At 68.6% G+C, this 23,469-nt stretch carries 23 protein-coding genes; 11 read left to right on the top strand and 12 right to left on the bottom strand.

Annotation, left to right across the window (positions count from 1 at the left end):
• The first annotated feature begins 264 nt into the window (after window positions 1-264).
• Both DES47_RS08360 and DES47_RS08365 read left to right on the top strand, forming a co-directional pair.
• Window positions 265-1,647 carry an ATP-binding protein gene (locus DES47_RS08360; protein WP_243748214.1) on the top strand — a complete coding sequence of 461 codons (1,383 nt, stop codon included), beginning with the start codon at window positions 265-267 and terminating at the stop codon, window positions 1,645-1,647.
• A gap of 138 nt (window positions 1,648-1,785) precedes the next feature.
• Window positions 1,786-2,391, top strand: a complete 606-nt coding sequence (locus DES47_RS08365; RefSeq protein WP_243748215.1) for a DUF642 domain-containing protein — start codon at window positions 1,786-1,788, stop codon at window positions 2,389-2,391.
• Between the two features lie 45 nt (window positions 2,392-2,436).
• Here the strand turns inward: DES47_RS08365 and DES47_RS08370 are convergent, their stop codons facing one another.
• The 5 genes from DES47_RS08370 to DES47_RS08390 form a co-directional block, all read right to left on the bottom strand.
• Window positions 2,437-3,654, bottom strand: coding sequence for a sensor histidine kinase (locus DES47_RS08370; protein WP_133700224.1), 1,218 nt, complete (start codon window positions 3,652-3,654; stop codon window positions 2,437-2,439).
• 121 nt (window positions 3,655-3,775) lie between these two features.
• The gene (locus DES47_RS08375; RefSeq protein WP_133700225.1) at window positions 3,776-6,172 is read right to left on the bottom strand and encodes a xanthine dehydrogenase family protein molybdopterin-binding subunit; all 2,397 of its coding nucleotides are present in this window, start codon (window positions 6,170-6,172) and stop codon (window positions 3,776-3,778) included.
• Window positions 6,169-6,660: a (2Fe-2S)-binding protein gene (locus tag DES47_RS08380; protein WP_133700226.1), complete on the bottom strand. Its 492-nt coding sequence runs from the start codon at window positions 6,658-6,660 to the stop codon at window positions 6,169-6,171. The genes DES47_RS08375 and DES47_RS08380 overlap by 4 nt, the downstream gene beginning before the upstream one ends.
• A gap of 19 nt (window positions 6,661-6,679) precedes the next feature.
• Window positions 6,680-7,537: an FAD binding domain-containing protein gene (locus tag DES47_RS08385; RefSeq protein WP_133700227.1), complete on the bottom strand. Its 858-nt coding sequence runs from the start codon at window positions 7,535-7,537 to the stop codon at window positions 6,680-6,682.
• Window positions 7,538-7,549: 12 nt separating this feature from the next.
• Complete coding sequence (locus DES47_RS08390; RefSeq protein ID WP_133700228.1) at window positions 7,550-8,161, bottom strand: SRPBCC family protein; 612 nt, start codon at window positions 8,159-8,161, stop codon at window positions 7,550-7,552.
• 146 nt (window positions 8,162-8,307) lie between these two features.
• On the opposite strand from DES47_RS08390, the gene DES47_RS08395 reads away from it, so the two are divergent.
• The 9 genes from DES47_RS08395 to DES47_RS08435 all read left to right on the top strand — a co-directional run bounded on the left by DES47_RS08395 (window position 8,308) and on the right by DES47_RS08435 (window position 16,043).
• Complete coding sequence (locus tag DES47_RS08395) at window positions 8,308-9,015, top strand: TetR/AcrR family transcriptional regulator (protein ID WP_133700229.1); 708 nt, start codon at window positions 8,308-8,310, stop codon at window positions 9,013-9,015.
• 1 nt (window position 9,016) lies between these two features.
• Window positions 9,017-9,457 carry a VOC family protein gene (locus DES47_RS08400; protein WP_133700230.1) on the top strand — a complete coding sequence of 147 codons (441 nt, stop codon included), beginning with the start codon at window positions 9,017-9,019 and terminating at the stop codon, window positions 9,455-9,457.
• A 10-nt stretch (window positions 9,458-9,467) separates the two neighbouring features.
• Complete coding sequence (locus tag DES47_RS08405; protein WP_133700231.1) at window positions 9,468-10,667, top strand: FAD binding domain-containing protein; 1,200 nt, start codon at window positions 9,468-9,470, stop codon at window positions 10,665-10,667.
• Window positions 10,668-10,704: 37 nt separating this feature from the next.
• Window positions 10,705-11,946: an ABC transporter substrate-binding protein gene (locus DES47_RS08410; protein WP_133700232.1), complete on the top strand. Its 1,242-nt coding sequence runs from the start codon at window positions 10,705-10,707 to the stop codon at window positions 11,944-11,946.
• Window positions 11,947-11,952: 6 nt separating this feature from the next.
• On the top strand, window positions 11,953-12,837 hold the full coding sequence (locus tag DES47_RS08415; protein ID WP_133700233.1) for a branched-chain amino acid ABC transporter permease: 885 nt from the start codon (window positions 11,953-11,955) through the stop codon (window positions 12,835-12,837).
• Window positions 12,837-13,814 (top strand): branched-chain amino acid ABC transporter permease, encoded by a 978-nt coding sequence (locus tag DES47_RS08420; protein ID WP_133700234.1) that lies wholly within the window; start codon window positions 12,837-12,839, stop codon window positions 13,812-13,814. Before DES47_RS08415 ends, DES47_RS08420 begins: the two co-directional genes overlap by 1 nt.
• Window positions 13,811-14,557, top strand: a complete 747-nt coding sequence (locus tag DES47_RS08425) for an ABC transporter ATP-binding protein (protein WP_133700235.1) — start codon at window positions 13,811-13,813, stop codon at window positions 14,555-14,557. Before DES47_RS08420 ends, DES47_RS08425 begins: the two co-directional genes overlap by 4 nt.
• A gap of 4 nt (window positions 14,558-14,561) precedes the next feature.
• Entirely contained in the window at window positions 14,562-15,266 is a 705-nt protein-coding gene (locus DES47_RS08430) for an ABC transporter ATP-binding protein (RefSeq protein WP_133700236.1), read from the top strand.
• A gap of 102 nt (window positions 15,267-15,368) precedes the next feature.
• A complete protein-coding gene (locus DES47_RS08435; protein ID WP_133700237.1) occupies window positions 15,369-16,043 on the top strand; it encodes a flavin reductase family protein in 675 nt (224 codons plus the stop codon).
• 2 nt (window positions 16,044-16,045) lie between these two features.
• Here DES47_RS08435 and DES47_RS08440 read toward each other — a convergent pair whose 3' ends face one another.
• The 7 genes from DES47_RS08440 to DES47_RS08470 form a co-directional block, all read right to left on the bottom strand.
• Window positions 16,046-16,759, bottom strand: a complete 714-nt coding sequence (locus DES47_RS08440; RefSeq protein ID WP_133700238.1) for a 2OG-Fe(II) oxygenase — start codon at window positions 16,757-16,759, stop codon at window positions 16,046-16,048.
• Window positions 16,756-17,832 (bottom strand): bifunctional DNA-binding transcriptional regulator/O6-methylguanine-DNA methyltransferase Ada, encoded by a 1,077-nt coding sequence (ada, locus tag DES47_RS08445; protein ID WP_133700239.1) that lies wholly within the window; start codon window positions 17,830-17,832, stop codon window positions 16,756-16,758. The genes DES47_RS08440 and ada overlap by 4 nt, the downstream gene beginning before the upstream one ends.
• Window positions 17,833-17,919: 87 nt before the next feature.
• Window positions 17,920-18,633: a transcriptional regulator NanR gene (locus DES47_RS08450; protein ID WP_133700240.1), complete on the bottom strand. Its 714-nt coding sequence runs from the start codon at window positions 18,631-18,633 to the stop codon at window positions 17,920-17,922.
• Window positions 18,630-20,015: a 3-oxo-isoapionate kinase OiaK gene (oiaK, locus tag DES47_RS08455; RefSeq protein WP_133700241.1), complete on the bottom strand. Its 1,386-nt coding sequence runs from the start codon at window positions 20,013-20,015 to the stop codon at window positions 18,630-18,632. The genes DES47_RS08450 and oiaK overlap by 4 nt, the downstream gene beginning before the upstream one ends.
• Complete coding sequence (locus tag DES47_RS08460) at window positions 20,015-21,268, bottom strand: ribulose-bisphosphate carboxylase large subunit family protein (protein ID WP_133700242.1); 1,254 nt, start codon at window positions 21,266-21,268, stop codon at window positions 20,015-20,017. Before DES47_RS08460 ends, oiaK begins: the two co-directional genes overlap by 1 nt.
• Window positions 21,249-22,016, bottom strand: coding sequence for an SDR family oxidoreductase (locus tag DES47_RS08465; RefSeq protein ID WP_133700243.1), 768 nt, complete (start codon window positions 22,014-22,016; stop codon window positions 21,249-21,251). Before DES47_RS08465 ends, DES47_RS08460 begins: the two co-directional genes overlap by 20 nt.
• A gap of 10 nt (window positions 22,017-22,026) precedes the next feature.
• Window positions 22,027-23,466, bottom strand: a complete 1,440-nt coding sequence (locus tag DES47_RS08470) for an aldehyde dehydrogenase family protein (RefSeq protein ID WP_133700785.1) — start codon at window positions 23,464-23,466, stop codon at window positions 22,027-22,029.
• Window positions 23,467-23,469 lie beyond the last annotated feature (3 nt).

The raw sequence follows: 23,469 nt of genomic DNA on the forward strand, positions 1-23,469 counted from the left end.
GCTGCGGCACTGGGCCCGCCGGATTGCCCGCGGGCACCAGGCCGAGGCCGAGTGCCGGCTGAGCGAGTCCATGGGTTACCGCAACACCGGGCTGACTCCGGCCGCGCTGCAGCTGGAGGACCCGATCAATGTGCTGGGCAATACCGCCTCCGGCTACTACTACCAGCTCGAGAGCGAGGACCTGCCCGGCTACCGCGAGCGCTGCATCGCGCTGAACGAGCGCGCGCTGGCACTGGCCGAGGCCGGCGACGAGCTCTATGCCCAGTGCCTGAGCCGGCTGAATCTGGCCACCAATGTGGCCCTGCGCTGGCGCGCCTACAGTCCGAGATCGAGCTGCGTCGCGCCACCGAGGCCGCCCTGCAAAGCACCCATGACGAGCTCGAGCGCAAGAAGCAGGTCAGGGCGCAGAGCGTGCACGAGGCGCGGCGCCTGCTGGCGCGTCAGGAGACGCTCGCCGCCCTGGGCAATCTGGGCGTCGGCCTGGCGCATGAGCCGAACACCCCGATCGGCAATGCGCGGCTGGAGCTGCTCAAGCAGGGGCAGGACCTGGAGCTGGTCGTCGCCAACGACGGCTGTGGCCTCGACGCGGCGCACCGTGACCGTGTCTTCGAGCCCTTCTTCACCACCCGCTTCGGCCAGGGCGGATCGGGCCTGGGTCTGCACCTGGCCCATCAGCTGGCGCCGCAGTGTCGGCTCAGCGACGGGCTGCGCAGCCTGCGCACGCACATCGCCGCCTTGCAGCTGGACGGCGCCGAGCGCCAGGCGGAGGCGCTGCTGCGCCTGGCCCAGGGCGATGCCTACTGGTCGCGCCGTCTGGAGATCTGCGCGCTGCATCAGCGCGCGGTCACCGCGCCCGACGCCGAACTGCTGCTGCAGGCCAGCGACCTGCTGACCTGGGCCGAACGCGAGGGCGACGCCGGCGTCCAGGCCGCCGCGCTGCTGACCCAGGCGATCGTGATGCGCCGCCAGCGCCGCTTAGGCAGTGCCCTGCAGCAAGCGCGCCGCGCCCGGCAGCTGTTCGAGCAATTGCCCGAGCATGCCGACGCGCAATTCATGTTGCCCTCTTTCTGCACCCTGCTGTTTCATGCCGAGCGCTATGCGGAGCTGATACAGGTCGGCGAGGCCGAGCTGGACCGCAGCGCCGAGCTCAGCGACCGCTTCGAGGCGGTGGCCGGTCTGGTCGCGCCGCTGGAGGCGAGCGAGTCACGGCAGCAAGACCTGACCCAGCTGCTGCGCAAATGCCCTCGCGCCTATGCCTCGCGTCTGCGGGCCCAGGGCGTGCGCCTGGGGCTGCAACTGCCGCCCAGCCTCGGCTGCGAGGGCCACGCCGAGACACTGGAGCAGGTGCTCAACCAGCTGCTGGAAAATCTGTTGCCGGTCAGCGCCAACAGCCTGCAGTGCGGGGCCGACGTGCTGTTGGAGCTGAGCAGTCAGGGCGAGCAGGCGCTGCGGTGCCTGGTGCTGCCCCATGCCTCCGGCCCCGGCCTGGCCCTGCAGCAGCAGGTCGTGCGCCATCTGGTCGATGTCCTGCTCCATGGCGAGCTACGCTGCCTGACCGATGCCGAGGGCGGGCAGCTGCGCTACGAGATCGAGTTCCCGCGGGAGACGCCTATGGCTGCCGCCGGCCGTGCACAAGTTCACGATTGAGCCGGCCGGCTGCCGCTTGAGGTGCCGCAACCCGCGAACGCGGGGGTGACCCAGGGGTCATGTCTGGGCACAGTCCGGACATCCGCTGCCAACGGTGGCAAGCAAACCCTTCACAACTGACCCCGGAACTCGCTCACCATGTTCAAGAAGATCCTGATCGCTGCCGCCCTGGCCACCCCGCTGTTCGCCTCGGCCTCGGTGGTCTTCTCCGACAACTTCGAAAACCTGGCCGCGCCCTACAGCACCGGTCTGAACTGGAGCGCTGCCGGCACGCCCTGGACGGTGGGCAATGGCACGGTCGACCTGATCGGGGCCGGCTCCAGCTGGAACTTTGTGCCCGCCTTCGGCAAGTATGTGGACCTGGACGGCTCCAGCGGCAAGGCCGGTGTGTTCTCGACCACGCTGAACCTGAACGCCGGCGTGACCTACAACCTGACCTTCGCCCTGGCCGGCAACCAACGCGGCGGCAGCGACGCGGTCGAGGTGCTGTTCGGCGGCGCCGCGCTGCAGAGCTTCACCCGCACCAGCTCGGCCGGCTTCACGACCGAGTCAATCCTGTTCACGCCCAGCGCCTCGCAGGCGTTCACGCTGAGCTTCCACAATCTGGGCGGCGACAACGTCGGCGCGCTGCTGGACAACGTCTCGGTGGCCTCGGTGCCCGAACCCCAGACCTACGCGCTGCTGATCGCTGGCCTGGCCGCGATGGGCATGGTGTCGCGCCGCCGCAAGCAGGCGCAGCGCTGATTCGCTCGCTGATTCAATGACGGGGCCCGCAACAGCGGGCCCTTTTTACGTCGGTCGCGGCAAGGGCAGTGTCAGCAGAAAGCTTGCGCCACCCGTTGCGCCGGCCGGCTCCAGCGCCAGCTCGCCACCATGCTCGCGGGCCACCGAGCGCGACAGCGACAGTCCCAGGCCGGTGCCGCTGCCCTCGGTCTTGGTGGTGAAGAAGGGCTCGAACAGCCTGGCGCGCGCGGCGGCCGCTATGCCGGGGCCGTTGTCGGCAATGCGCAGCCAGAGCTGGGCCGGTGTCTCCTCATCGGCGGCGGGCCGCAGGCCGGTGCTCACCTGCACGCGGCGCTCGCCCTCGTGGGCTGCCAGCGCCTGCTGTGCATTGACCAGCAGATTCAGTACCACCTGGCCGAGCTGGTCGCCATCGGCCTGCAGGCTGGGCAGATCTTGTGCCATCGCCAGCTCCAGGCTGATGCCGTGGCTGCGGTAGCTGTAGGCCAGCATGTCGGCGGCCGCCTGCACCAGCCCTTGCAGATGCACGGTGCCGCGCTCGGTCGGACGGCTGCGTGCCATGTTCAGGAAGGTGCGGACGATGCGGCCGCAGCGCTCGGCGGCCTCGCGTATGCGCTGCAGATCGGCGCAGGTCTGGGCATCGGCGCCCCGGTCCTGCAGCCGCTCCTCGAGCAGGCTGGCCCGGCCCATGACGATCGCCAGCGGGTTGTTCAGCTCGTGGGCGACGCCGGCCAGCAGGCTGCCCATGGCGCTGAGCTTCTCGCTCTGGCGCAGCGCGTCGCGCTGGCGGGCGATCTGCTCCGATTTCAGCGCCTCGCTGGCCTGCCACAGCTGCTCGTTGAGGCGCTGCTCGGTGTGGTCCAGCCCGCAGACGATGACGGCCGGGATGCTGCCGTCGGCGGCGGTGAACGGGAACAGCGTCTGCTCGCGGAAACGCCGGCCCTGGCGCTGATAGTCGACCCAGCCCTCGATGTGCAGGGTCTCGCCGCCGAACACGCGATCCAGCAGCGGCACGAAGCCCTGGTACAGCGCCGCGTCCAGCACCTCGGACATGTGGCGGCCGACCACCTGCTCGGCCGGCAGGCCCATGAACTTCAGCGCCTCGCGGTTCAGATAGCTGTAGCGGTGGCCGCGATCAATCACCGCCACGCGGGTGCTGATGTGCTCCAGGGTCAGGGCCAGCAGGGCCGGGTCGAGGCTGTGCAGCGCCGCGATCGGCGATTCCGGCGGCCCCGACCAGTGCAGAACGCGTTCGGCCTCGGTCATGCCGGCCCCGAGCCTGCTGATCGAGTCGTGAAGAAGTTGCTGGCGATGCCCATTGGAACTGCCTCCCACGCCGGAATGCCGGGTGGGGAGAGTATCGCCGCAGGCGCCCGAAGTCGGCCGCTCAGACCACCTTGCCCAGCGCCCGCAGTATCTTCTCCGGTGTGAAGGGCTGCGAGAACACCGCCGCGTTCAAGGGCTGCAAGGCGTTGTTGATCGCATTCATCACCGCCGCCGGCGCGCCGGCCGTGCCGGCCTCGCCGGCGCCCTTGGCACCAAGCTTGGAGCTGGTGGTGGGTGTCTGCACATGGGCAACGACGATGTCGGGCATCTCGCCGGACATGGGCACCAGGTAGTCGGCCATGCTGCCGTTGAGCAGCTGGCCGCTGGCGTCGTACAGGCATTCCTCGAACAGCGCGCCGCCTATGCCCTGGACGATGGCGCCGCGCATCTGCTCGTCGACCAGCATTGGGTTGATGACGCGGCCGCAGTCCTCCACCGCCCAGTGCTTGAGCAGCTTGACGAAGCCGGTCTCGATGTCGACCTCGACATAGGACACCTGCACGCCGTTGGTGAAGATGAAGGGGTAGTCGCGCTGGGCGTAGTGGCGCGTCACCATCAGCTCGGGGGTGAAGCCGGGCGGCAGGGTGTCGGGCCGGAAGTAGGCAACGCGACCCAGCTCGGCCAGCGGCAGCAGCGCCGCGCCCGAATCGAGGTCGATGATCTCGTCGCGCTTCACGGCCAGCTCGCCGGCCTCGCGGTTCAGGATCACGGCCGCGACCTTGAGGATATTGGCCTGCAGCGCCAGGCCGGCCTGCAGCACCGCCTCGCCGCCGATGCCCGCGCCGCGTGAGGCCCAGGTGCCGCCGCCGTAAGGCGTGACGTCGGTGTCGCCGGTGACGACGCGGACTTTGTCCATCGCCACGCCGACGGCATCGGCCGCGATCTGCGCAAAGATGCCCTCGGCCCCCTGGCCCTGCTCGCCGACGCTGCACAGCACGGTGATCGCGCCGGTGGGCTCCAGCCGGATGGTGGCGCCATCCTGTGCCGCGATGCGGGCGCCGCCGACGCCGTAGAAGGCCGCGCCGGGATTGGTCAGCTCGATCAGCGCCGCAAAGCCGATGCCGCGATAGACGCCCCTGTCGCGCAGCGCCGCCTGCTCGGCCAGCAGTGCCGGGTAGTCGATCAGTGCCTCCATCTTGCGCAGGCACTCCTCGTGAGACAGCACTTCGAGCTTGATGCCCGAGGCGCCGGCGGTCGGGTAGGCATCGTCAGGGATGACATTGCGCTGGCGAAAGACCAGCGCATCCATGCCCAGCTTGGCGGCGGCCAGATCGACCAGGCCCTCGGTCACCGCGCAGGCGATCGGGTGGCCCACGCCGCGGTACTGGCAGGTCGGCGGCTTGTTCAGGAACACCACCTTCAAGTTGGCACGGTACTGCTGATGCTTGTAGGGCCCACCGGTCAGGTTGACGACCTGATTGCCCTCGATCGCGCTGGTGCGCGGGAACATCGAGTAGGGGCCGATGCCGGTCAGGTCGTCGATCTCGAAGGCAAGGATGTCGCCGGCCTTGCTGGCCGCGATACGGCCATGGATGCGGTGCTCGCGCGCATGGATGTCGCTGGTGAAGGACTCCAGCCGGTCGGCGACGAACTTGACCGGGCGCTTCAGCAGCATGGACACGGCCACGGTCGCGAAGTCGTCCGGATAGGCGTGGACCTTGATGCCGAACGAGCCGCCAACGTCCTTGCAGATCACCCGCACCGCCGACTCGGCCAGGCCGAACTGGCGGGCATACAGGTCCTGCATCATGTGCGGCGCCTGCTGCGAGTGGTAGACGGTCAGCCGCTGCTCGCCGGGGTTCCAGTCGGCGATCTGGCAGCGGGGCTCCAGGGTCACGCCGGTGTGGCGGCCGAAGTGGAAGGTGGCCTCGGCGACCACGTCGGCGGCGGCGAAGGCGGCGTCGACGCCGCCGGTGTCCAGGCTGCGCGTGAAGCACAGGTTGTCGCCCAGTTCGGGGTGGATGACGGGCGTGCCGGCGGCCAGCGAGGTTTCCATCTCGGTGGTGGCGGGCAGCGCCTCCCACTCGACCTGCAGGTATTGCAGCGCGTCTTCGGCCTGGGCGCGGGTCTCGGCCACGATGGCCACCACCGGCTCGCCCTGCCAGCAGGCGCGCTCCATCGCCAGCGGGTACTGCGGCGCCGACTTCATGCCGGCCAGATGGCCCAGCGTCGCGACCCAGGGCTTGCAGATCGTGGCCACATCGGCGCCGTCGAAGATGCCCAGCACGCCGGGCATCAGCCGGGCGTACTCGCGCTGGACGGCGACGATGCGGCAGTGCGCTACCGGCGAGCGCCAGTAGACGACATGGGCCATGCGCGGCAGCTTGATGTCATCGACATAGGTGCCGCGGCCCTCGACCAGGCGGCGCGCGCCGGGCCGGCTGACGGCCGCGCCGATGTAGCGCGGGTCGTCGGTGATCGGCCGCAGCTCGGGTGGGTGCTTCTCGGGGGCGTTCATGCGGACACTCCGGCGGCGCGGCGGCTGGCCTGCACATCGCAGATCGCATCGACGATGGCCTGGTAGCCGGTGCAGCGGCAGTAGTTGCCGGAGATCCAGGCGCGCACCTGCTCGCGCGAGGCATTCGGCCGCGTGTCCAGCAGCTCGGCGGCGGCCATCAGCATGCCCGAGGTGCAGTAGCCGCATTGCAAGGCGTTGCGGGCGACGAAGGCGTCCTGCAGATCGCGTACGGTGCCGCCCTCGGTCAGTCCTTCGACGGTCTCGATCGCCCGGCCGTCGGCCTGCACCGCCAGTACCAGGCAGCCTCGCACGACCTGGCCGTCCAGCCTGACCGTGCAGGCGCCGCAGACGCCGTGCTCGCAGCCCAGGTGCGAGCCGGTCAGGCCCAGGTCCTCGCGCAGAAAGTCCACCAGATGCTGGCGCGGCGCCACCGCGCAGTGGCGGCTCTCGCCGTTGACGGTGAGATGGATGGTTCGCTTGTCGTCCATGTTCTTCAAGCTCCAGGGTTCAAGCAGCAAGTGCACTTGTGAGCAAGCGGCGGGTCAGCACGCCGGCCAGATGCCGCTTGGTCGCGACCGAGTTCGTCAGATCGGCCAGCGGCTGCAGTTCGTCCAGCAGCGAGTCCATCAGCGCGCCCAGCTGCATCGTCGTGAACGGCGTGCTTGCGAACAGGGCCTCTGTGCGCCGCGCGCGTATCGGTGTCGTGCCCAGGCCCAGGAAGGCGAGCTTCAGCTGCCCCAGGCCGCCGGGCACGCTGCGCGCGGCCAACGCCAGGCCGACGATGGCGTAGTCGCCATGGCGGCGTGCCAGCTCGTCGAAGCGGAACACGTCCGCGGCTTGGGCCAAGGGCAGCTCGCAGGCAATGACCAGCTCGCCCTCGGCCAGCGCCGTGGTGTACAGGTCGAGGAAGAAGTCCTTGGCGGCAATGCGCCGTTCACCTTGGGCGCCGCGCACCACGACCACGCCGTCCAGCGCGGCCAGGCAGCAGGGCCATTCGGCGGCCGGGTCGGCATAGGCAATCGAGCCGCCCCAGGTGCCCAGATTGCGGATCGCACGGTGGGCGATGTGGGGCACGGCCAGGCTCAGCAGCGGTGCGTGCTGCGTCACCAGCGCCGAGGCCTCGATCTCGCTGTGGGTGACCAGCGCGCCGATGCGCAAGACCTGGCCCTGCACGGAAATGCCTTTCAAGGCCTCGATGGCGGTGATGTCGATCAGCAGCGCCGGCTCGGAGAGCCGCATGTTCAGCGTCGCCAGCAGGGTCTGGCCGCCGGCCAGCAGCCGGGCTTCGTCGCCATGACTGGCCAACAGCTCGAACACCGCATCCAGCGAGCGGGGCTTCTGATAATCGAAGGCGGGGGCTTTCATGCTGCGCGCTCCTCAGTGGCCCAGGGCCTTGGCGATCCAGAAGCCGAAGGCGGTGGCGGCAGCGCCCAGCGCGAACCAGAGCACGCGCACGCCCTCGCCGGTGGCGGCAACTGGAGGCGCTGTGACGGTTCTGGTGGCTACGGCAACGGCTTGCGTTTCGGTTGTCAAAGCAGCGGCGGCCACCGGCGCGCCCAGCTGTGCGCTGAAGGCCTGGAAGAACTGGTCGGCCGTCTGCTTGGCCGAGGCATCGATCATGCGCCCGCCGATCTGCCCCAGCTTGCCGCCCACCGAGGCCTCGGCCGTGTAGCTGAGTCGGGTGCCGTCGCCCTCGCTCGCCAGGCTCACCGTCGATCGGCCCTTGGCAAACCCGGCCGCGCCGCCCGAGCCCTCGAAGTTCAGCACGCAGCCCTCGTTGGCGCGCACCTCGCTCATCAAGATCTTGCCGACGAAGCGGGCACGCACCGGTCCCAGCTTGATCAGCACGCGCACATGGGTTTCGGTGGGCGACAGCTGCTTGACTTCCTCGCAACCGGGAATGCTGGCCAGCAGCACCTGCGGATCGTTCAGCGCCTGCCAGACGCGCTCGCGCGCCGCAGTGATCAGGATGTCGCCGTTCAGTTCCATGGCCTGCCTTTTTGAATTCTGCCGTGTTCTGGGGTTTCCACGGATGATGCTATTTACCATCCGATCAACAATGCTACGCAACGTTGATCAATTGGTAAATAAGAAAAGCCCCGGACTTACCCCAGGCCTAGACCAAGCACCTCGAAATGACGAAGACCCCGCCCGCCGAACCCATTGCCGCACGCAAGCGCCTGTCCACGGCGGAGCGTGAGCAGCAGATCGTGCAGGGCGCCATCCGCTTTTTCTCGGACCGCGGTCTGGACGGCCAGCTGCGCGATCTGGCCAAGAACATCGGCGTTACCCACGCGCTGCTGTACCACTACTTCCCGACCAAGCAGGCGCTGATCGATCGCGTCTATGTCGAGCTGTTCGAGGGGCTGTGGAAGCCCGAGTGGGAGCAGATCCTCGACGACCCGGCACTCGACGCGCACACCAAGTTCACCCGCTTCTATTGCGATTACGCCAAGGCGATCTTCCGGCGCGACTTCGTGCGCATCCTGGTGTTCTCGGGCCTGAGCGACCGTTACATCCCGGACCGCTTCTTCGTGCTGCTGCGCGAGCGCCTGTTCCCACGCCTGATACGCGAGACGCGCCGCCACTGCGGCGTCGTCAGCCGCGCCAAGCCCAGTGCCCGCGAGCTGGAGCTGCTGATGGGCCTGCATGGCGGCATCTTCTATATCGGCCTGCGCCGCTGGGTCTACGAGCAGGCGGTGCACGGGGCCGAGGCCTCCGAGCATGACGAGACCTATATCTGCGACCGTGTGCAGGGCTATCTGCTGTCGGTCAAGGACGTGCTGTACGCCGAAAAGCCCGCCGCCAAGGCTGCAAAGACCAGCCGAACCAGGAGCGCCTGAAATGGCATTGACGCTGAACCACTTCTCGATACGCACCACCGACCTCGAATCCAGCCGCGCGTTCTACGCCGATGTGCTGGGCCTAACGGTGGGCCCGCGCCCGGCGTTCCCGTTCCCGGGCCTGTGGATGTACCGCGGGCCGCACGACGATGTGGCCAATGCCGTGGTCCACATCATCGGCATCGACCGGAATGATCCCGCAGGGCTGAAGGCCTATCTGGGCGACCGTGACGAGGTGTCGCTGGAGGGCTCGGGCGCCGTCGATCACATCGCCTTCTTCGCCGACGGTCTGGCCGCGATGCATGCGCATCTGAAAGCGCGGGCCGTGCCCTTCCGCGAGCGCACCGTGCCGTCCATCGGCCTGCACCAGCTCTTCCTCGAAGACCCCTCGGGCGTGGTCATCGAGCTGAACTATCCCGCCTCCGAGCAGGCAGGCGGCTGAGCCACTCACCATGGCCCGCATCCTGATCGCCGGTGGATCGCTGGGTGGCCTGCTGGCCGCCAATATGCTGCTGCGCGAGGGTCATGAGGTGCAGCTGCTGGAGAAGGCCACCGGCTCGCTGGACGGGCGGGGCGCCGGCATCGTCACCCATGCGGCGCTGAACCGGGGGCTGGAGCGTGCCGGCGTCGCCATCGACGACAGCCTGGGCGTGCGCATCGCCTCGCGGGTGGTGCTCGATGGCGCCGGCGAAGCGGTGGCCAGCCTGGCGCTGCCACAGGTGCTGACCTCCTGGAGCCGGCTCTACGCATTGCTCCACGAGGCCTTTCCGGCCGAGCGCTACCTGCAGGGCCGAGTCGTGCAGGGCTTCGAGCAGGCGGCCGGGGGCGTGCGCGTCAACTGCGAGTCGGGCGAGCGCTTCGAGGCCGATCTGCTGATCGCCTCCGACGGCATACGCTCGGCCGTGCGTGCGCAGTGTGCGCCGGAGGTGCAGCCGCAGTACGCCGGCTACATCGCCTGGCGCGGCGTCTGCGACGAGGCGCTGCTGTCCCGCTTCACGCTCACCAGTGTGTTCGAGCAGTTCGGTTTCGGTTTGCCGGCCGGCGAGCAGCTGATCGGCTATCCGGTGGCCGGCAGCGGCAATGCCACGGCGCGCGGCCGGCGGCGCTACAACTTCGTCTGGTACCGCGCGGCCGATGAGCAGGTGGCGCTGCCGGCCCTGCTGACCGATGCCGATGGCGAGCACCATCCGCTGGGTATTCCACCGCACAAGGTGTCATGGCGCCAGGTGGCGGCGATGCGCGAGGCGGCGCGCGCGCTGCTGGCGCCGCAGTTCGCCGAGATCATCGAGAAGACCGCCCAGCCCTTTCTGCAGCCAATCTACGACGTGCACTCCGAGCGCCTGGCCTTTGGTCGCGTGGCCCTGATGGGTGATGCGGCCTTTGTCGCCCGCCCCCATGTGGGCATGGGCGTGACCAAGGCCGCCGAGGACGCGATGGCCCTGGCCGAAAGCATCCGTGAGCACGGCGCCACCGCCGCTGCCCTGCGCGCCTTCGAGGCCGCACGGCTGCCACCGGGCCAGGCGGTCGTGCAGCGCGCGCGCCGACTGGGTGCCTATATGCAGGCGCAGGGCAAGCCAGGCGCCGAGGCACGGCGCGACGCCGAGACCGTGCTGCGCGAGACCGCGATCGATCCCGAACACCCACCCACATAGGTCCGCAGAAGACCATCCCTTCCACCAGGAGACAAGCATGAGCCAGCAACCGATAGACACCCGCCGCCGCACCCTGATCGCAGGTGGTGCCGCCGTCGCCGCCTCGCCCTTCATGTTCAATATCGCCCGTGCGCAGGGAGCGAACATCAAGATCGGCTTCCCGGTGCCGTTGACCGGCGCGTTCTCGGCCGAGGCCCAGGACCAGGTGCGTGCTGCCGAGATCGCGATCAAGGACTTCAACGATGCCGGCGGCTTTGGCGGCCGCAAGGCCGAGCTGCTGGTGCGCGATGACAAGCTCAACCCCGGCGAGGCGGCCACCCGCACGCTGGAGCTGATCGAGAAGGACAAGGTCAACTTCATCGTCGGCTCGCTGTCGGCGGCTACGCAGCTGTCGATCAATGCGGTGGCCCGCGACCGCAAGGTGCTGTTCAACTCGATCAGCCAGTCGGACGCGATCAACGAGGCCAAGGACTGGAGCCTGTACACCTTTCACGAGGCACTGAACCCGCACCTGACGGCCGGCGCCGTGGCCCGCTATGCCTTCCCGAAGTTCGGCAAGCGCATCGTCTACCTGACGGCCGACTATGCCTACGGTCACGAGATGGTGCGCGGCTTCCAGCGCGCCGGTGCGCCGCTGGGCGCGACCACCTTGGCCGACATCCGCCACCCGCTGGGCGTGGCCGACTACTCGGCCTTCCTGCCGCGCATCCAGGCGCTGAAGCCCGATGTGCTGGTGCTGTGCAACTTCGGCCGCGACCTGGTCAACTCGGCCAAGCAGGTGACCGACTTCGGGTTGAAGGCCAGCACCAAGGTGATCGCACCGGTGCTGCTCTACACCTCGCGCCAGGCCGGCGGCGCTGATGCCTTCGAGGGCATCATCGGTGGCACGTCCTACTACTGGGGCATGGAAGACAAGATCCCGGCCGCCAAGGCCTTCAATGACAAGTTTCGCAAGGCCCATGGTGGCGCCGTGCCGTCCGACTACGGTGCGCTGGGCTATGCCGGCGTGAGGAGCGTGCTGCAGGCCGTGCTCAACGCCAAGTCGACCGACTCGATGCCGGTCAGCATCGCGCTGCGCCAGCTCAAATACAACTGGTACAAGGGCGATCAGTTCTATCGCAAGTGCGACCACCAGTCGGTGCAGTCGGTGATCATCGTCGAGTCGAAGTCCAAGAACATGAAGGACAAGTACGACGTGTTCAATGTGCTGTCCATCGAGGACGCCAACGAGGCCAATCTGCGCAGCTGCGACGAGATGGGCCACAAGATCTCGACCTGAACCACCATGGGCGACATCACCCTCTCGCTGCTGCTCCTGCAGCTGATGACCGGCATCGCGCTGGGCGCGGTCTACGCGCTCCTGGCGCTGGGCCTGTCATTGATCTTCGGCATGCTCACCGTGGTGAACTTCGCCCACGGTGCCTTCTTCATGGTCGGCGCGTTTCTGGGCGTCTACTTCCTCGGACTGACCGGCAACTTCTGGTTCAGCCTGCTGCTGACGCCGCTGGCCGTGGGCGCCATCGGCCTGGTGGCCGAGCGCTTTCTGGTGCGGCCGCTGTACGGGCGCGGCATTGACTATCCGCTGCTGCTGACGTTCGGCCTGTCCTACGTGATGATCGAGGCGATGCGGGTGGCCTTCGGCATCGAGGGCGTGGCCACCTCGACACCGCCCGAGCTGCGCGGTGCGGTGAACCTGGGCTTCGGCCACTTCCCGCTGTACCGGCTGTTCCTGATCGGCGCCACCGCCATCGTGGTGCTAGGCCTGTGGCTGTTCATCGAGAAGACGCGCTTCGGCTTGATCATTCGTGCCGGTTCGCGCGACCCCGAGATCGTGCGCGTGCTGGGCATAGACATCTCGCGCGTCTGGCTGCTGGTGTTCGGCATCGGCACGGCCATCGCAGGGCTGTCCGGTGTGCTGGCCGCGCCGACACGGGCGGTCAATCCCGAGATGGGCATCTCGGTGCTGGCCGAGTCCTTTGTCGTCACCGTCGTCGGCGGCATGGGCTCCTTGCCCGGCGCGGTGGTGGCCGGCCTGCTGGTGGGCGTGGTGTTCAGCATGACCTCGCTGTTCGCGCCGGACCTGGCCGAGCTGTCTATCTTCGTGCTGATGGCGGTGGTGTTGCTGATCAAGCCCCAGGGCTTCTTCGGCAAAGCGGGGTTGATGAGCTGATGGAACTGAGCAAAGCCTTGAATCTGATCGCCCGCCACCGCGTGGCCGCGGTGATCGCCTGCCTGCTGGTGTTTCCGCTGGTCATGCCCTACGAGGCGCTGGCCATCAACATCTTGATCTTCGGTCTGTACGCGGTGGGCTTCAACCTGCTGTTCGGCTACACCGGCATGCTGTCCTTCGGCCATGCGGCCTTTCTGGGCGTGGGCAGCTATCTGTGCGGCATTGCCATCGTCAGCGGCGGCTGGCCCTGGTGGGCGGCCATCGCCGCCGGCGTGGCGGCGTCGGCCCTGGTCGGCCTGGTGATGGGCTATCTGGCCATCCGCACGCGGGGCATCTATTTCTCCATGGTCACGCTGGCCCTGGGCCAGATCGTCTACTACGCCTTCTACAAGGCGGAGCGCTGGACCGGCGGCGAGAACGGCCTGCGCGGCATCCGCGTCGAGACCATAGACCTGCTGGGCTGGAAGCTGGACTTCGTCGACCCGATCACCAAGTACTACGTGATCCTGGCTTTCGTCGCCGCGGCGTTGTGGTTCGTGTCGCGGGTGCTGAGCTCGCCCTTCGGCGCGGTGATCGAGGCGATACGCGAGAACGAGAAGCGCACCGCCGCCTGCGGCTATGACGTGGCGCGTGCCAAGCTGCTGGTGTTCGTGCTGTCGGCCGCGCTGTGCGGCCTGGCCGGTGCGCTGCGGGCCCTGCATCTGTCCATCGTGCCCATCGACTCCCTGCACTATCTGCAGTCGGGCCAGGCGGTGATGATGTGCCTGCTGGGCGGCATGGGCACCTTCTTCGGGCCCTTTGTCGGCGCGGCGGCCTTCCTCTATCTCGAAGACGTGGCCACCAGCTTCACCAAGCACTGGATGGCGGCGGTCGGTGTGATCTTCATGGTCTTCGTGCTGTTCTTCCCGCGCGGCGTCTGGGGCTCGGCCATGCACTGGCTCAAGCGCCAGGGTCTGGCGAAGGAGGGCGCGGCATGAGCGTCCAACCGATTCTCGAAGTCGAGAACGTCAGCCAGCGCTTCGGCAACTTCGTCGCGCTGAACAAGGTCAGCGTGGCCTTCGAGCCCGGCAGGCTGACGGCCATCATCGGCCCCAACGGCGCCGGCAAGAGCACCTTCTTCAATGTGCTGAGCGGGGCCTTCCCGCCCAGCTCGGGCCGCGTGCGCTTCCAGGGCAAGGACATCACCGGCCTGGCCCAGCATGAGTTCGCGCGCATCGGCATTGCCAAGAGTTTTCAGATCACCAATGTATTCAAGCAGCTGTCGGCCCACGAGAACGTGCGGGTGGCCGCGCAGATGCGCGAGACGCGCTTCCAGCTGCTGCGCCCGCGGGCCAGCCTGCGCGCGCTGATCGACAAGGCTGACGCGCTGCTGGAGCGGGTCGGCCTGGCTCATCTGCGCGACAAGACCGCCGCCGACCTGGCCCACGGCCAGCAGCGTGCCTTGGAGATCGCCATGGCCCTGGCCAGCGACCCGGTGCTGCTGCTGATGGACGAACCGACGGCCGGCATGTCGCCCGAGGAAACGGGCGTGATGATGGGCCTGATTCGGCAGCTGGCGGCCGAGCGCACCCTGGTGCTGGTGGAGCACAAGATGAAGCTGGTGATGGGGCTGTGCGAGCGGCTGATCGTGCTGCACCACGGCGAGTTCCTGGCCGAGGGCTCGCCGGAGCAGATCCGCAACAACGTCGAAGTGCGGCGTGTCTACTTGGGTGAGGGTTGAGCCGATGTTGAAGGTACAAGGGCTCAACGCCTGGTATGACCGCAGCCATGTGGTGCAGGATGTGTCGTTCGAAGTCGGGACCGGCGAAATCGTCACGCTGATGGGCCGCAACGGCGCCGGCAAGACCACCACCTTGCGCACCCTGATGGGCCTGGTGTCCAAGCGCAGCGGCAGCGCACAGTTCAATGGCAGCGAGATGCTGGCCGATGCGGCGCACACCCGCTTTCACGCCGGCCTGGCCTATGTGCCGGAGGAGCGGCGCATCGTTGCCGGACTGACCGTGCGCGAGAACCTGCAACTGGGCATCACCGCCAGCAGGAACCGTCACGAGATGGCGGCGATGATCGAGGAGATTGCAGCCACCTTCCCCCGGCTGAAGGAGCGCCTGAACCAGGACGCGACCTCGATGTCCGGTGGCGAGCAGCAGATGCTGGCGATTGCCCGCGCGATGATGGCCCGGCCCAAGATGATTCTGCTCGACGAGCCGTCCGAGGGCATCATGCCGCTGCTGGTCGACGAGATGTTCCATCTGTTCACCCGGATGAAGCAGGCCGGCACGACCATTCTGCTGGTCGAGCAAAACGTCGAGCGGGCGCTGCGCATCTCCGACCGAGCCTACATCCTGGACCAGGGCCAGGTCGTGCACACCGGCAGCGGCGAGGAGCTGCTGGCCGACAGGGAGATTCAGGAGCGTTACTGCGCGGTGTAGGTGGGGACGTGCCGGCTGGCAGAGCAAGAAACGGGGTGATGGGGCGACTGCCGGTGAGCACACTGGCGCTTCCACAACAGCCAGTTTCGAGGGAGCCCCGCCGTGCACAAGACCATAGAACCCGCCATCCACTACTGGGGCACGCCGGTGGTGCTGATCAGCACCTTGAACGAAGACGGCTCCGCCAATCTGTCGCCGATGTCCAGCGCCTGGTGGCTGGGCTGGAGCTGCATGCTGGGGCTGGACGCCAGCTCCAAGACCAGCGAGAACCTGCAGCGCGAGCGCGAATGCGTGCTCAATCTGGCCTCGGTAGGCCTGGCCCCGGCCGTCAACCGCCTGGCCCTGCTGAGCGGCTCGTCGCCGCTGCCCCTGCACAAGACCTTTCTGGGCTATGAGCACGAAAAGGACAAGTTCGGCGTGGCCGGCCTGAACGCCGACCCGTCGCTCGACGTGCGCGCCCCGCGCGTGCGTGAGTGCCAGGTGCAGCTGGAGGCGGTGGTGCAGGAGGTGCGACCCTTTGGCGCCCGCGACCCGCGCGTGGCCGTGCCGACACTGAGCTTCGAGCTGCGCATCCTGCGTGCGCACGTCGAGGAGACCATCCTGCAGGCCCCCGACTCGCACCGCATCGATGCCGACAAGTGGCAGCCCCTGCTGATGACGTTCCGGCAGTTCTACGGCGGCGGCCCGCGCGTCCAGCCCTCGACCCTGGCCACCGGGCCGGAGGAGGCCTATGCGCCGTGGAAGTTTGCGGCGAGGCCGGCGAAGCAGCCGGCCTGAGTTCATGTGGCGTCGTGAAAGACGATGCCGGCTGTGAAGCGTGAGCCCGATCGAATCCGGCTCACGCCGTGGCGCAGGTTCACTCGGTAGCTGCCGCGTGTGCCCTGCACCGGGCGGTGGTGGACTGCTATCACCGCCGCATCGCCCTGGCGCAGCGGCAGCACCATGGGGCGCGACTGCATGCGCGGCCTCTGCTCGGTCATCACGAACTCGCCGCCGTCGAAGTCGCGGCCGGGCTCGGACAGCAGCAGGACCACCTGCAGCGGGAACACCTCGTCGCCGTACAGATCCTGGTGCAGGCAGTTGTAGTCGCCAGGGCCGTAGCGCAGGAGCAGCGGTGTCGGTCGCTGCTGGCCGGCCGCATGGCATCGCTCGATGAAGGCCTGGTGCGTGGCCGGGAAGCGCGTGTCCAGTCCCATCAGCGCATGCCAGTGGTTGGCGATGGTCACCAGCCGCGGGTAGAGCGCCTCGCGCAGCTGGGCGATCAGGTCCGGCAGCGGATAGTGGAAGTACTGGTACTCGCCCTGTCCGAAGCCGTGACGAGCCATCACGACGCGGCTGCGGAACAGCGACTCGTTGCCGTACATGGCGGCCAGCTGCGCGCACTCGCTGGTGGTGATCAGGCCGGGCAGCAGCGCATGCCCTTCTGCGCCAAGTTCGTCGCCGGTCTGCTGCCAATCGATCGCGCTCAATCGGGCGGAGATGTCCAGGCTCATGCCAACGCCTCGCGGTCCAGCAAGGCCCGCTTGCGCTCGACGCCCCAGCGGTAGCCCGACAGGCCGCCGTCGCTGCGCACGACGCGGTGGCAGGGAATGGCCACCGCCAGCGCATTGGCGCCGCAGGCTTGCGCCACCGCGCGGGCCGAGGTCGGCGCACCGATGCGTTTGGCGATCTCGGTGTAGCTGGCCGTGTGGCCCGGCGGTATCGCCCGCAAGGCCTGCCAGACGCGCTGCTGGAAGGCGGTGCCGCGCAGATCCAGCGGCAGGTTGAGGCCCAGCCCCGGCGCATCGACAAAGCCGACCACCTGGGCCATCCATTGCTCGAAGCCCGCGTCGCCGCCGATCAGCTGCGCCTGCGGGAACCGATCCTGCAGATCGCGGGCCAGCGCATCGGGATCGTCGCCGAGCAGGATGGCGCAGACGCCGCGCTCGCTGCGCGCCACCAGGATGGCACCCAGCGAGCATTGGCCGATGGCGAAGCGGATCTCGGTCTGCGCACCGCCGGCGCGGTAGGCGGTGGGCGTCATGCCCAGCACATCATCGGCGCTTTCGTAGAAGCGGGCGCCCGAGTTGTAGCCGGCGCCGTAGATCGCCTCGGTGACGGTGGCACCGGTGTTCTTCAGCTGCTGCTGCACGCGCTGCGTGCGGTGGGCATTGGCATAAGCCTTGGGCGTGAGGCCGGTCGCGGCCTTGAACAGCCGGTGCAGGTGGTAGGGGCTGATGCCGGCGTGAAGCGCCAGCTCGTCCAGCGTCGGTGGCTGCTCGGCCGCCTCGATGTAGCGGCACAGCGCGGTGATCTTGGCCGCCAGCTGGTCGGCCAGCGGCGCCTCGTTGGGCCGGCAGCGCTTGCAGGCCCGAAAGCCGGCCTGCTCGGCCTCGGCCGCCGTGGCGTGGAAGGCCAGGTTCTCGGGCCGCGCCGGGCGGGCCGCGCAGCTGGGACGGCAATAGACGCCGGTCGTGCGCACCGAGTAGAAGAACTGACCGTCGGCTTCGCTTGCGCGGGCCCGGATGGCGGCCCAGCGGGGATCGCTCGTGACGGCGGCGGCGCGTAGTTCAGACTTGCTGCTCATGATCAAGGGCCGAGGGTTGATACGATGAGCCACTGTAGGCCGGGCCTGGCGCGCGCACACCCCGAGTCTTGCTTTTGAATTCGCCGTTCAGCCCGGTGCCAGCTGCCGGTACAACTCGTTGGCCCGGGTCAGGTGCTCGCGCATCGCCTGCTCGGCCTGCTGGGGTTGGCGCGCGGCGATCGCCTCGACGATGCGCAGATGCTCGCTCAGGGTAAGCTCCTCGGCGCCGGGAGCGCGGACCAGCGGCTGGTAGTACTCGCTGGCCCACATGAACAGCGACTCGACGATGGCCGGGAAGATAGGGTTGCCGCTGATCAGCGCGATCTCCCTGTGGAAGGCCATATCGTGCTCGAGGAATTTGCTCAAATTGGCCATCGACGCGCGGTGCTCGGCCAGGCGCTCGCGCAGCCGGGCGATGTCTGCGTCACTGGCGCGCTCGGCGGCCTGGCGGGCCATGCCGCACTCCAGGAACACGCGGGCTTCCTTCAGATGCTCCAGGGTCTCGGGCTGCATGCGCAGCAGATGGCGGGCGCTGCCGGCGATCTGATCGAACAGGCTTTGCGCGTTGGGCAAGAGCACGCGGGCCCGCTCGCCATGGGTGATCTCGACAATGCCCGAGCGCTCCAGCGACTGCAGCGCCTCGCGCACGGCCGGCCGGCCGACGCCGTAGAACTCCATCAGCTCGCGCTCGGAGGGCAGCTGGGCGCCGGGCGCGATCTCGCCGCTGCGGATGCGCTCCAGCAGCCGGTCCAGCACTTCCTGGTACAGCTTGCGGCGGTGTATCGGTTCGGTGGTCGTCATGGCGGCGGGGAAGTTACCACAGCCCCGGCTCGCGCATCGGCAAAAAACCCCGGGCTGCCCATCTGGCCGCCCTTCAACACGATCTCCAGCCCGTCGCGCTCGCGCCGGTCGGACCAGACCCGGCACAGCGGCGCGCCGGGCGCAAGACCGGCCACCACGCTCAGCGCGGCGATGTCCAGGGCGCTGGCCACTTCGCCCGAGCTGTCGCCGCCGGCGACGACGATGCGCTTCAGCGCGCTGCGATCCAGCAGCCGTCTCATCACCTGGGCCAGACCCTGGCCAACGCGCCGGGCGGCCTGTTCGCGGCTCAGACCCGCCTCGGCAGCGATGGCGTCGAAGCCTGTCACGGCCGGGTCGTCGGGCCCGGCGGCGGAGTAGATCAGCGGGCTTTGGCCTCTGGCAAGAGCTGTCAGCGCGGCGGCCACGGCGCGTTCAATCTCGGTGTCGGGTTCGGCCAGCAGGCGGGGCAGATCCAAGCGTTCGGCGGCAAAGCCCTGCCGCGCGGCTGTGGCGATCTGCGTGGCGGTGACCGGTGAACAGCTGCCGCTGACGACGGCGATCTGCTCCACCGGCTTGGCTCTGGGCAATCCGGCCAGCATCGGTACCAGGCCCTGCTTGCGCCAGTGCGCGGCCAGCGCGTACTGCAGGCCCGAGGACGAAGCGCTGAACAGTCCCTTGCCGCGCTGCTCCCAGATCAGCCGGCCGGCCTCCGCCAGCGTCTCGTCATCGAGCACGTCGATCAGCAGCGCCGGCACATCGTCGCCGGCCAGCTGCTGCACCCGTTCGGCAGCAAGGCCCGCGCGCAGCTGAAGCATGTCGATCAGCTCGATGCGGCGCGTTGTCTGTTCGGCCAGATGCAGTCGCAGATCGGCCTCTGCCATCGGCGTGACCGGATGGCGCGACATCGTCGGGTGGCGGTCCAGCCGGTGGCCCACGCCGTTGACGGCCGCGAACAGATTGCCGAACAGCTGGAAGCGGTTCAGCCGCGGCGCGCCGACGACCATCGGTGACCAGTTCCCCGCCATCAAGGGCGCGCCCATCGCGATCGCGCAGCCTATCGAGCCGGTGCTCGGCGAGGAGTCGAAGGTCGAGCAGATCTTGTATTGCAGCAGCGGCGCGCCGAGGCTCGCCAGCGATGTGAACGCGGCCGGCAGCTCGGCCGCCATCCACTCGGGGCTGCGGCCGCGCGAGGTGCCTGCCAGGCCGACGCAGCGCAGGCCCGGAAAGCGGGCCAGGTCCTGCGGCGTGGGCGGGCGCAGAAACAGCATCGTTGGCACACCGGCGGCGGTGAAGGCCTCCATCACATCGGTGGAACCGGTGAAGTCGTCGCCGTAGTAGCTGAGCAAGAGCCCCTCGGGCCAGGCGGCGGCGGGCGCTGTCATCACCAGAACTCCAAGGCCTGGCGTAGCTCGGCGTGTTTGACCGCGTGGTCTTGCAACGGTGTGCCCGCCATCGCCGCGTCCCAGGCCTGGCGGAAGGCGGTCACGCCCGCGGCCACGCCGCCCGGATGGCCGAAGATGCCGCCGCCGGCCGCGTGTATCAGGTCGGCCGTGCCCAGGGCGGCGAAGGTGCCGGGCGCCTGCTTGCCGGTCTGGCCGGAGCTGAACACCGGCATCGCGGCCATTGGAGCGCCATCGAACATCGGCTTGAGCACCGCCCGTGCGGCGGCGATCACGCTGTCGTCGGGCTCGCTGAACTTGTTGGCCAGGCCGTTGACGTGCAGATGGTCGGCACCGGCCAGCCGCTGGATCTGCTGCCAGGGGCCGTAGTCCCAGCCCAGGGCCGGGCAGCGGCTCAACCAACCCCAGCCGGCGCGGTGGCCGTGGATGGGCAGGCTCGAGTGCCGGCGCAGTTCGATCAGGCCGACCAGGCCGATCGCGTTCAGGCTGGCCATCACGCAGGTACCGCCCAGCTCCAGCACCAGATCATGGCGGTGCCGCATCTGGTCCAGGTCGCCGGTGATGTTGAAGGCGACCATGGGCTTGCGGCCCAGCGCTTCAGCGCCGTCGTTGACGACGCGCATCACCGCGCGCACCCGCTCGTCGAAGGGGCAGTGCGGGCCATCGGCCTGCAGTTCGTCGTCCTTGATGAAGTCGATGCCGCCGTCAATCAAGAGCCGCACCTGCTCGGCCGTCTGTTCGGGGCTCAGGCCGACGCTGGGCTTGATGATGGTGCCGATCAGCGGGCCCTGGGCCACGCCGGACAAACGCCGCGTGCCAGTGATGCCGAAGGCCGGGCCGGGATAGGCCGCAGCAAAGGCCGGTGGCAGCTTCAGATCGGTGATGCGCAAGCCGCTGACCTGGCGCAGCTCGAACAGATTGCCGGCGACCGTGGCCATCAAATTGGTCAGCGAGGGCCCCAGGTTCTCCAGCGGCCAGGACAGCTCCAGCTGGCAGCGGGTGTAGGTGCTGCCGGCCATGCCGCCGGGCAGGCTGGGTGCAGTGCTTGTATCGATCACCTCCAGCCGTTCGACGCGAGCGCCTGAGCGCTCTTTCAACTCCGGCGTCTCGTTGGCCAGCTTCAGGAACGTGCCGCTGGATTGCTCGCCGGCGATGACCTCGGCGGCGTGCGCCGGGTCGTCACCGGTTTCGAGCCAGTAGCTGGCGTGGATGCGTTCAGATGCAACGGCCACCATCGACCTCCAAGGCCACGCCGGTGATGAACTCGGCGTCGTCGCTGGCCAGGAAGGCGGTCGCCTTGGCAATGTCCAGCGGCGTCGACATCCTGCCCATCGGAATCGTCGCGATGATCTTGGCGCGGGTTTCCGCGCTGTCTTCGCCGGGCAGGAAGTCCTGGATCAGGCCGGTAGGGCTCATTACCGGGTTGATCGCGCAGACGCGTATGCCGTCCGGCGCCAGCTCGATGGCCATGCCCTTGGTCAGGGTGATGGCCGCGCCCTTGGTGCCGGCATACCAGCTCAGGCCCGGCCGCGGTCGCAGGCCGGCGGTCGAGGCGATATTGATGATGACGCCGCTGCGCTGCTGCTTGAACAGCGGCACGGCATGGATCGCGCCCAGATAGATGCTCTTCACATTGGTTGCATAGACGCGGTCGAACGTCGCCTCATCGACCTCCAGCATCGACTGGTTCTTGTGCGTCGTGCCGGCGTTGTTGATCAGTATGTCCAGCCGGCCGTAGTGCTTGACGGTGGCGGCCACCATCGCGCCCACCGACTCGTTCTTGGTCACGTCGGCGTGCACCGGAATCGCCTTGCCGCCGGCGGCCTCGATCTCGGCCGCCACGCGCTCGGCGGCGTCCATGCGCCAGTCGGCGACGACGACCTTGGCGCCCAGCTCGGCAAACAGCTTGGCAATGCCCTCGCCGAAGCCGCTGCCACCGCCGGTGACGATGGCCACGCGGTCCTGCAATTTCTTGTCGCTCATCGGGGTTTCCTTATCCGTGCTGAATCGCAATGGTCTTGATCGTGGTGAAGCTGCGCAGGCCCTCGAAGGCCTTCTCGCGGCCATAGCCCGAATGCTTCATGCCGCCGAAGGGCAGCTCGATGCCGCCGCCGGCGCCGTAGTTGTTGATGAAGACCTGACCGGCCTCGATGCGCTGGGCGGCGCGCAGCTGCAGCGCGCCGTCGCGGGTCCAGACCGCGGCGGTGAGGCCGAACGGCGTGCCGTTGGCCAGCTCGATGGCCTCGTCTTCGGTATCGAACGCGAAGGCCGCCAGCACCGGGCCGAAGACCTCGCCCTGGGCGACCGGGTGCTGGGCCGGCACGGCGTCCAGCAGCATCGGCGGGAAGAAGAAGCCGCCGGCCGGTGCGTCGGCAGCCAGCTTGGCGCGGGCGGCGACGCGAATGCCATCGCTGGTGGCTGCCTCAATCATCGAGGCCACACGGTTCAGCTGGCGGCGGTTGATCAGCGGGCCGCAGTCGAGATTGGCGATGCCGGCGCCGGTGTTCAGCGCCTCGAAGCGGGCCTTCAGCCGGCCCATCACATCGGCATAGATGCTGCGGGCGATCAGCACGCGGCTGCCGGCGGCGCAGGTCTGGCCGGCGTTTTGCACGATGGCGTTGACGACCACCGGTATCGCCTTGTCCAGATCGGCGTCGGCGAACAGGATCTGCGGCGACTTGCCGCCCAGCTCCAGGGTCACCGGCACATGGTTGACGGCGGCGGCCTGGGCCACGGCCGTGCCGGTCTGCGGCGAGCCTGTGAACGAGATGTGGCTGATGCCGGTGTGGGCCGCCAATGCAGCACCGGCCTCGATGCCGAGCCCGCAGACGATGTTCAGCGCGCCCGGTGGCAGGCCCGCTTCGAGCGCCAGTGCGGCGATGCGCAGCGGCGTCAGGCAGGCGTCCTCGGCCGGCTTGACGACGCAGGCATTGCCGGCGGCCAGCGCGCCGCCGACCGAACGGCCGAAGATCTGCGCCGGATAGTTCCACGGAATGATGTGGCCGGTCACGCCGTGCGGCACGCGCATGGCGATCACCGTGCTGCCCTGGGCGTAGGGAATGGTCTCGCCATGCAGCTTGTCGGCCGCGCCGCCGTAGTACTCGAAGTAGCGGGCGCAGGCGGTGATGTCGGCGCGGGCCTGCTGCATCGGCTTGCCGGTGTCGCCGCATTCCAGCTCGGCCAGCTCGTCGTGGTGCTGCAGGATCAGGGCCGAGAGGCGCGACAGGATGCGCCCGCGCTCGGTCGCCGTCTGCCGGCCCCAGGCGCCGTGGAAGGCGGCGCGCGCCGCCTGCACGGCGGCGTCCACATCGCGGGCATCGCTGCGCGGCAGGGTGGTGAAGACCTGGCCGTCGGACGGGTCGAGTACCTCAATCGTCGCGCCGCTGGCGGCGGCGTAGCGCTCGCCGGCAATCAGGTTTTGTTGCGGGGCCAAGGT

The sequence above is a fragment of the Roseateles toxinivorans genome, from assembly GCF_004362525.1.
Classification (GTDB): domain Bacteria; phylum Pseudomonadota; class Gammaproteobacteria; order Burkholderiales; family Burkholderiaceae_C; genus Paucibacter; species Paucibacter toxinivorans.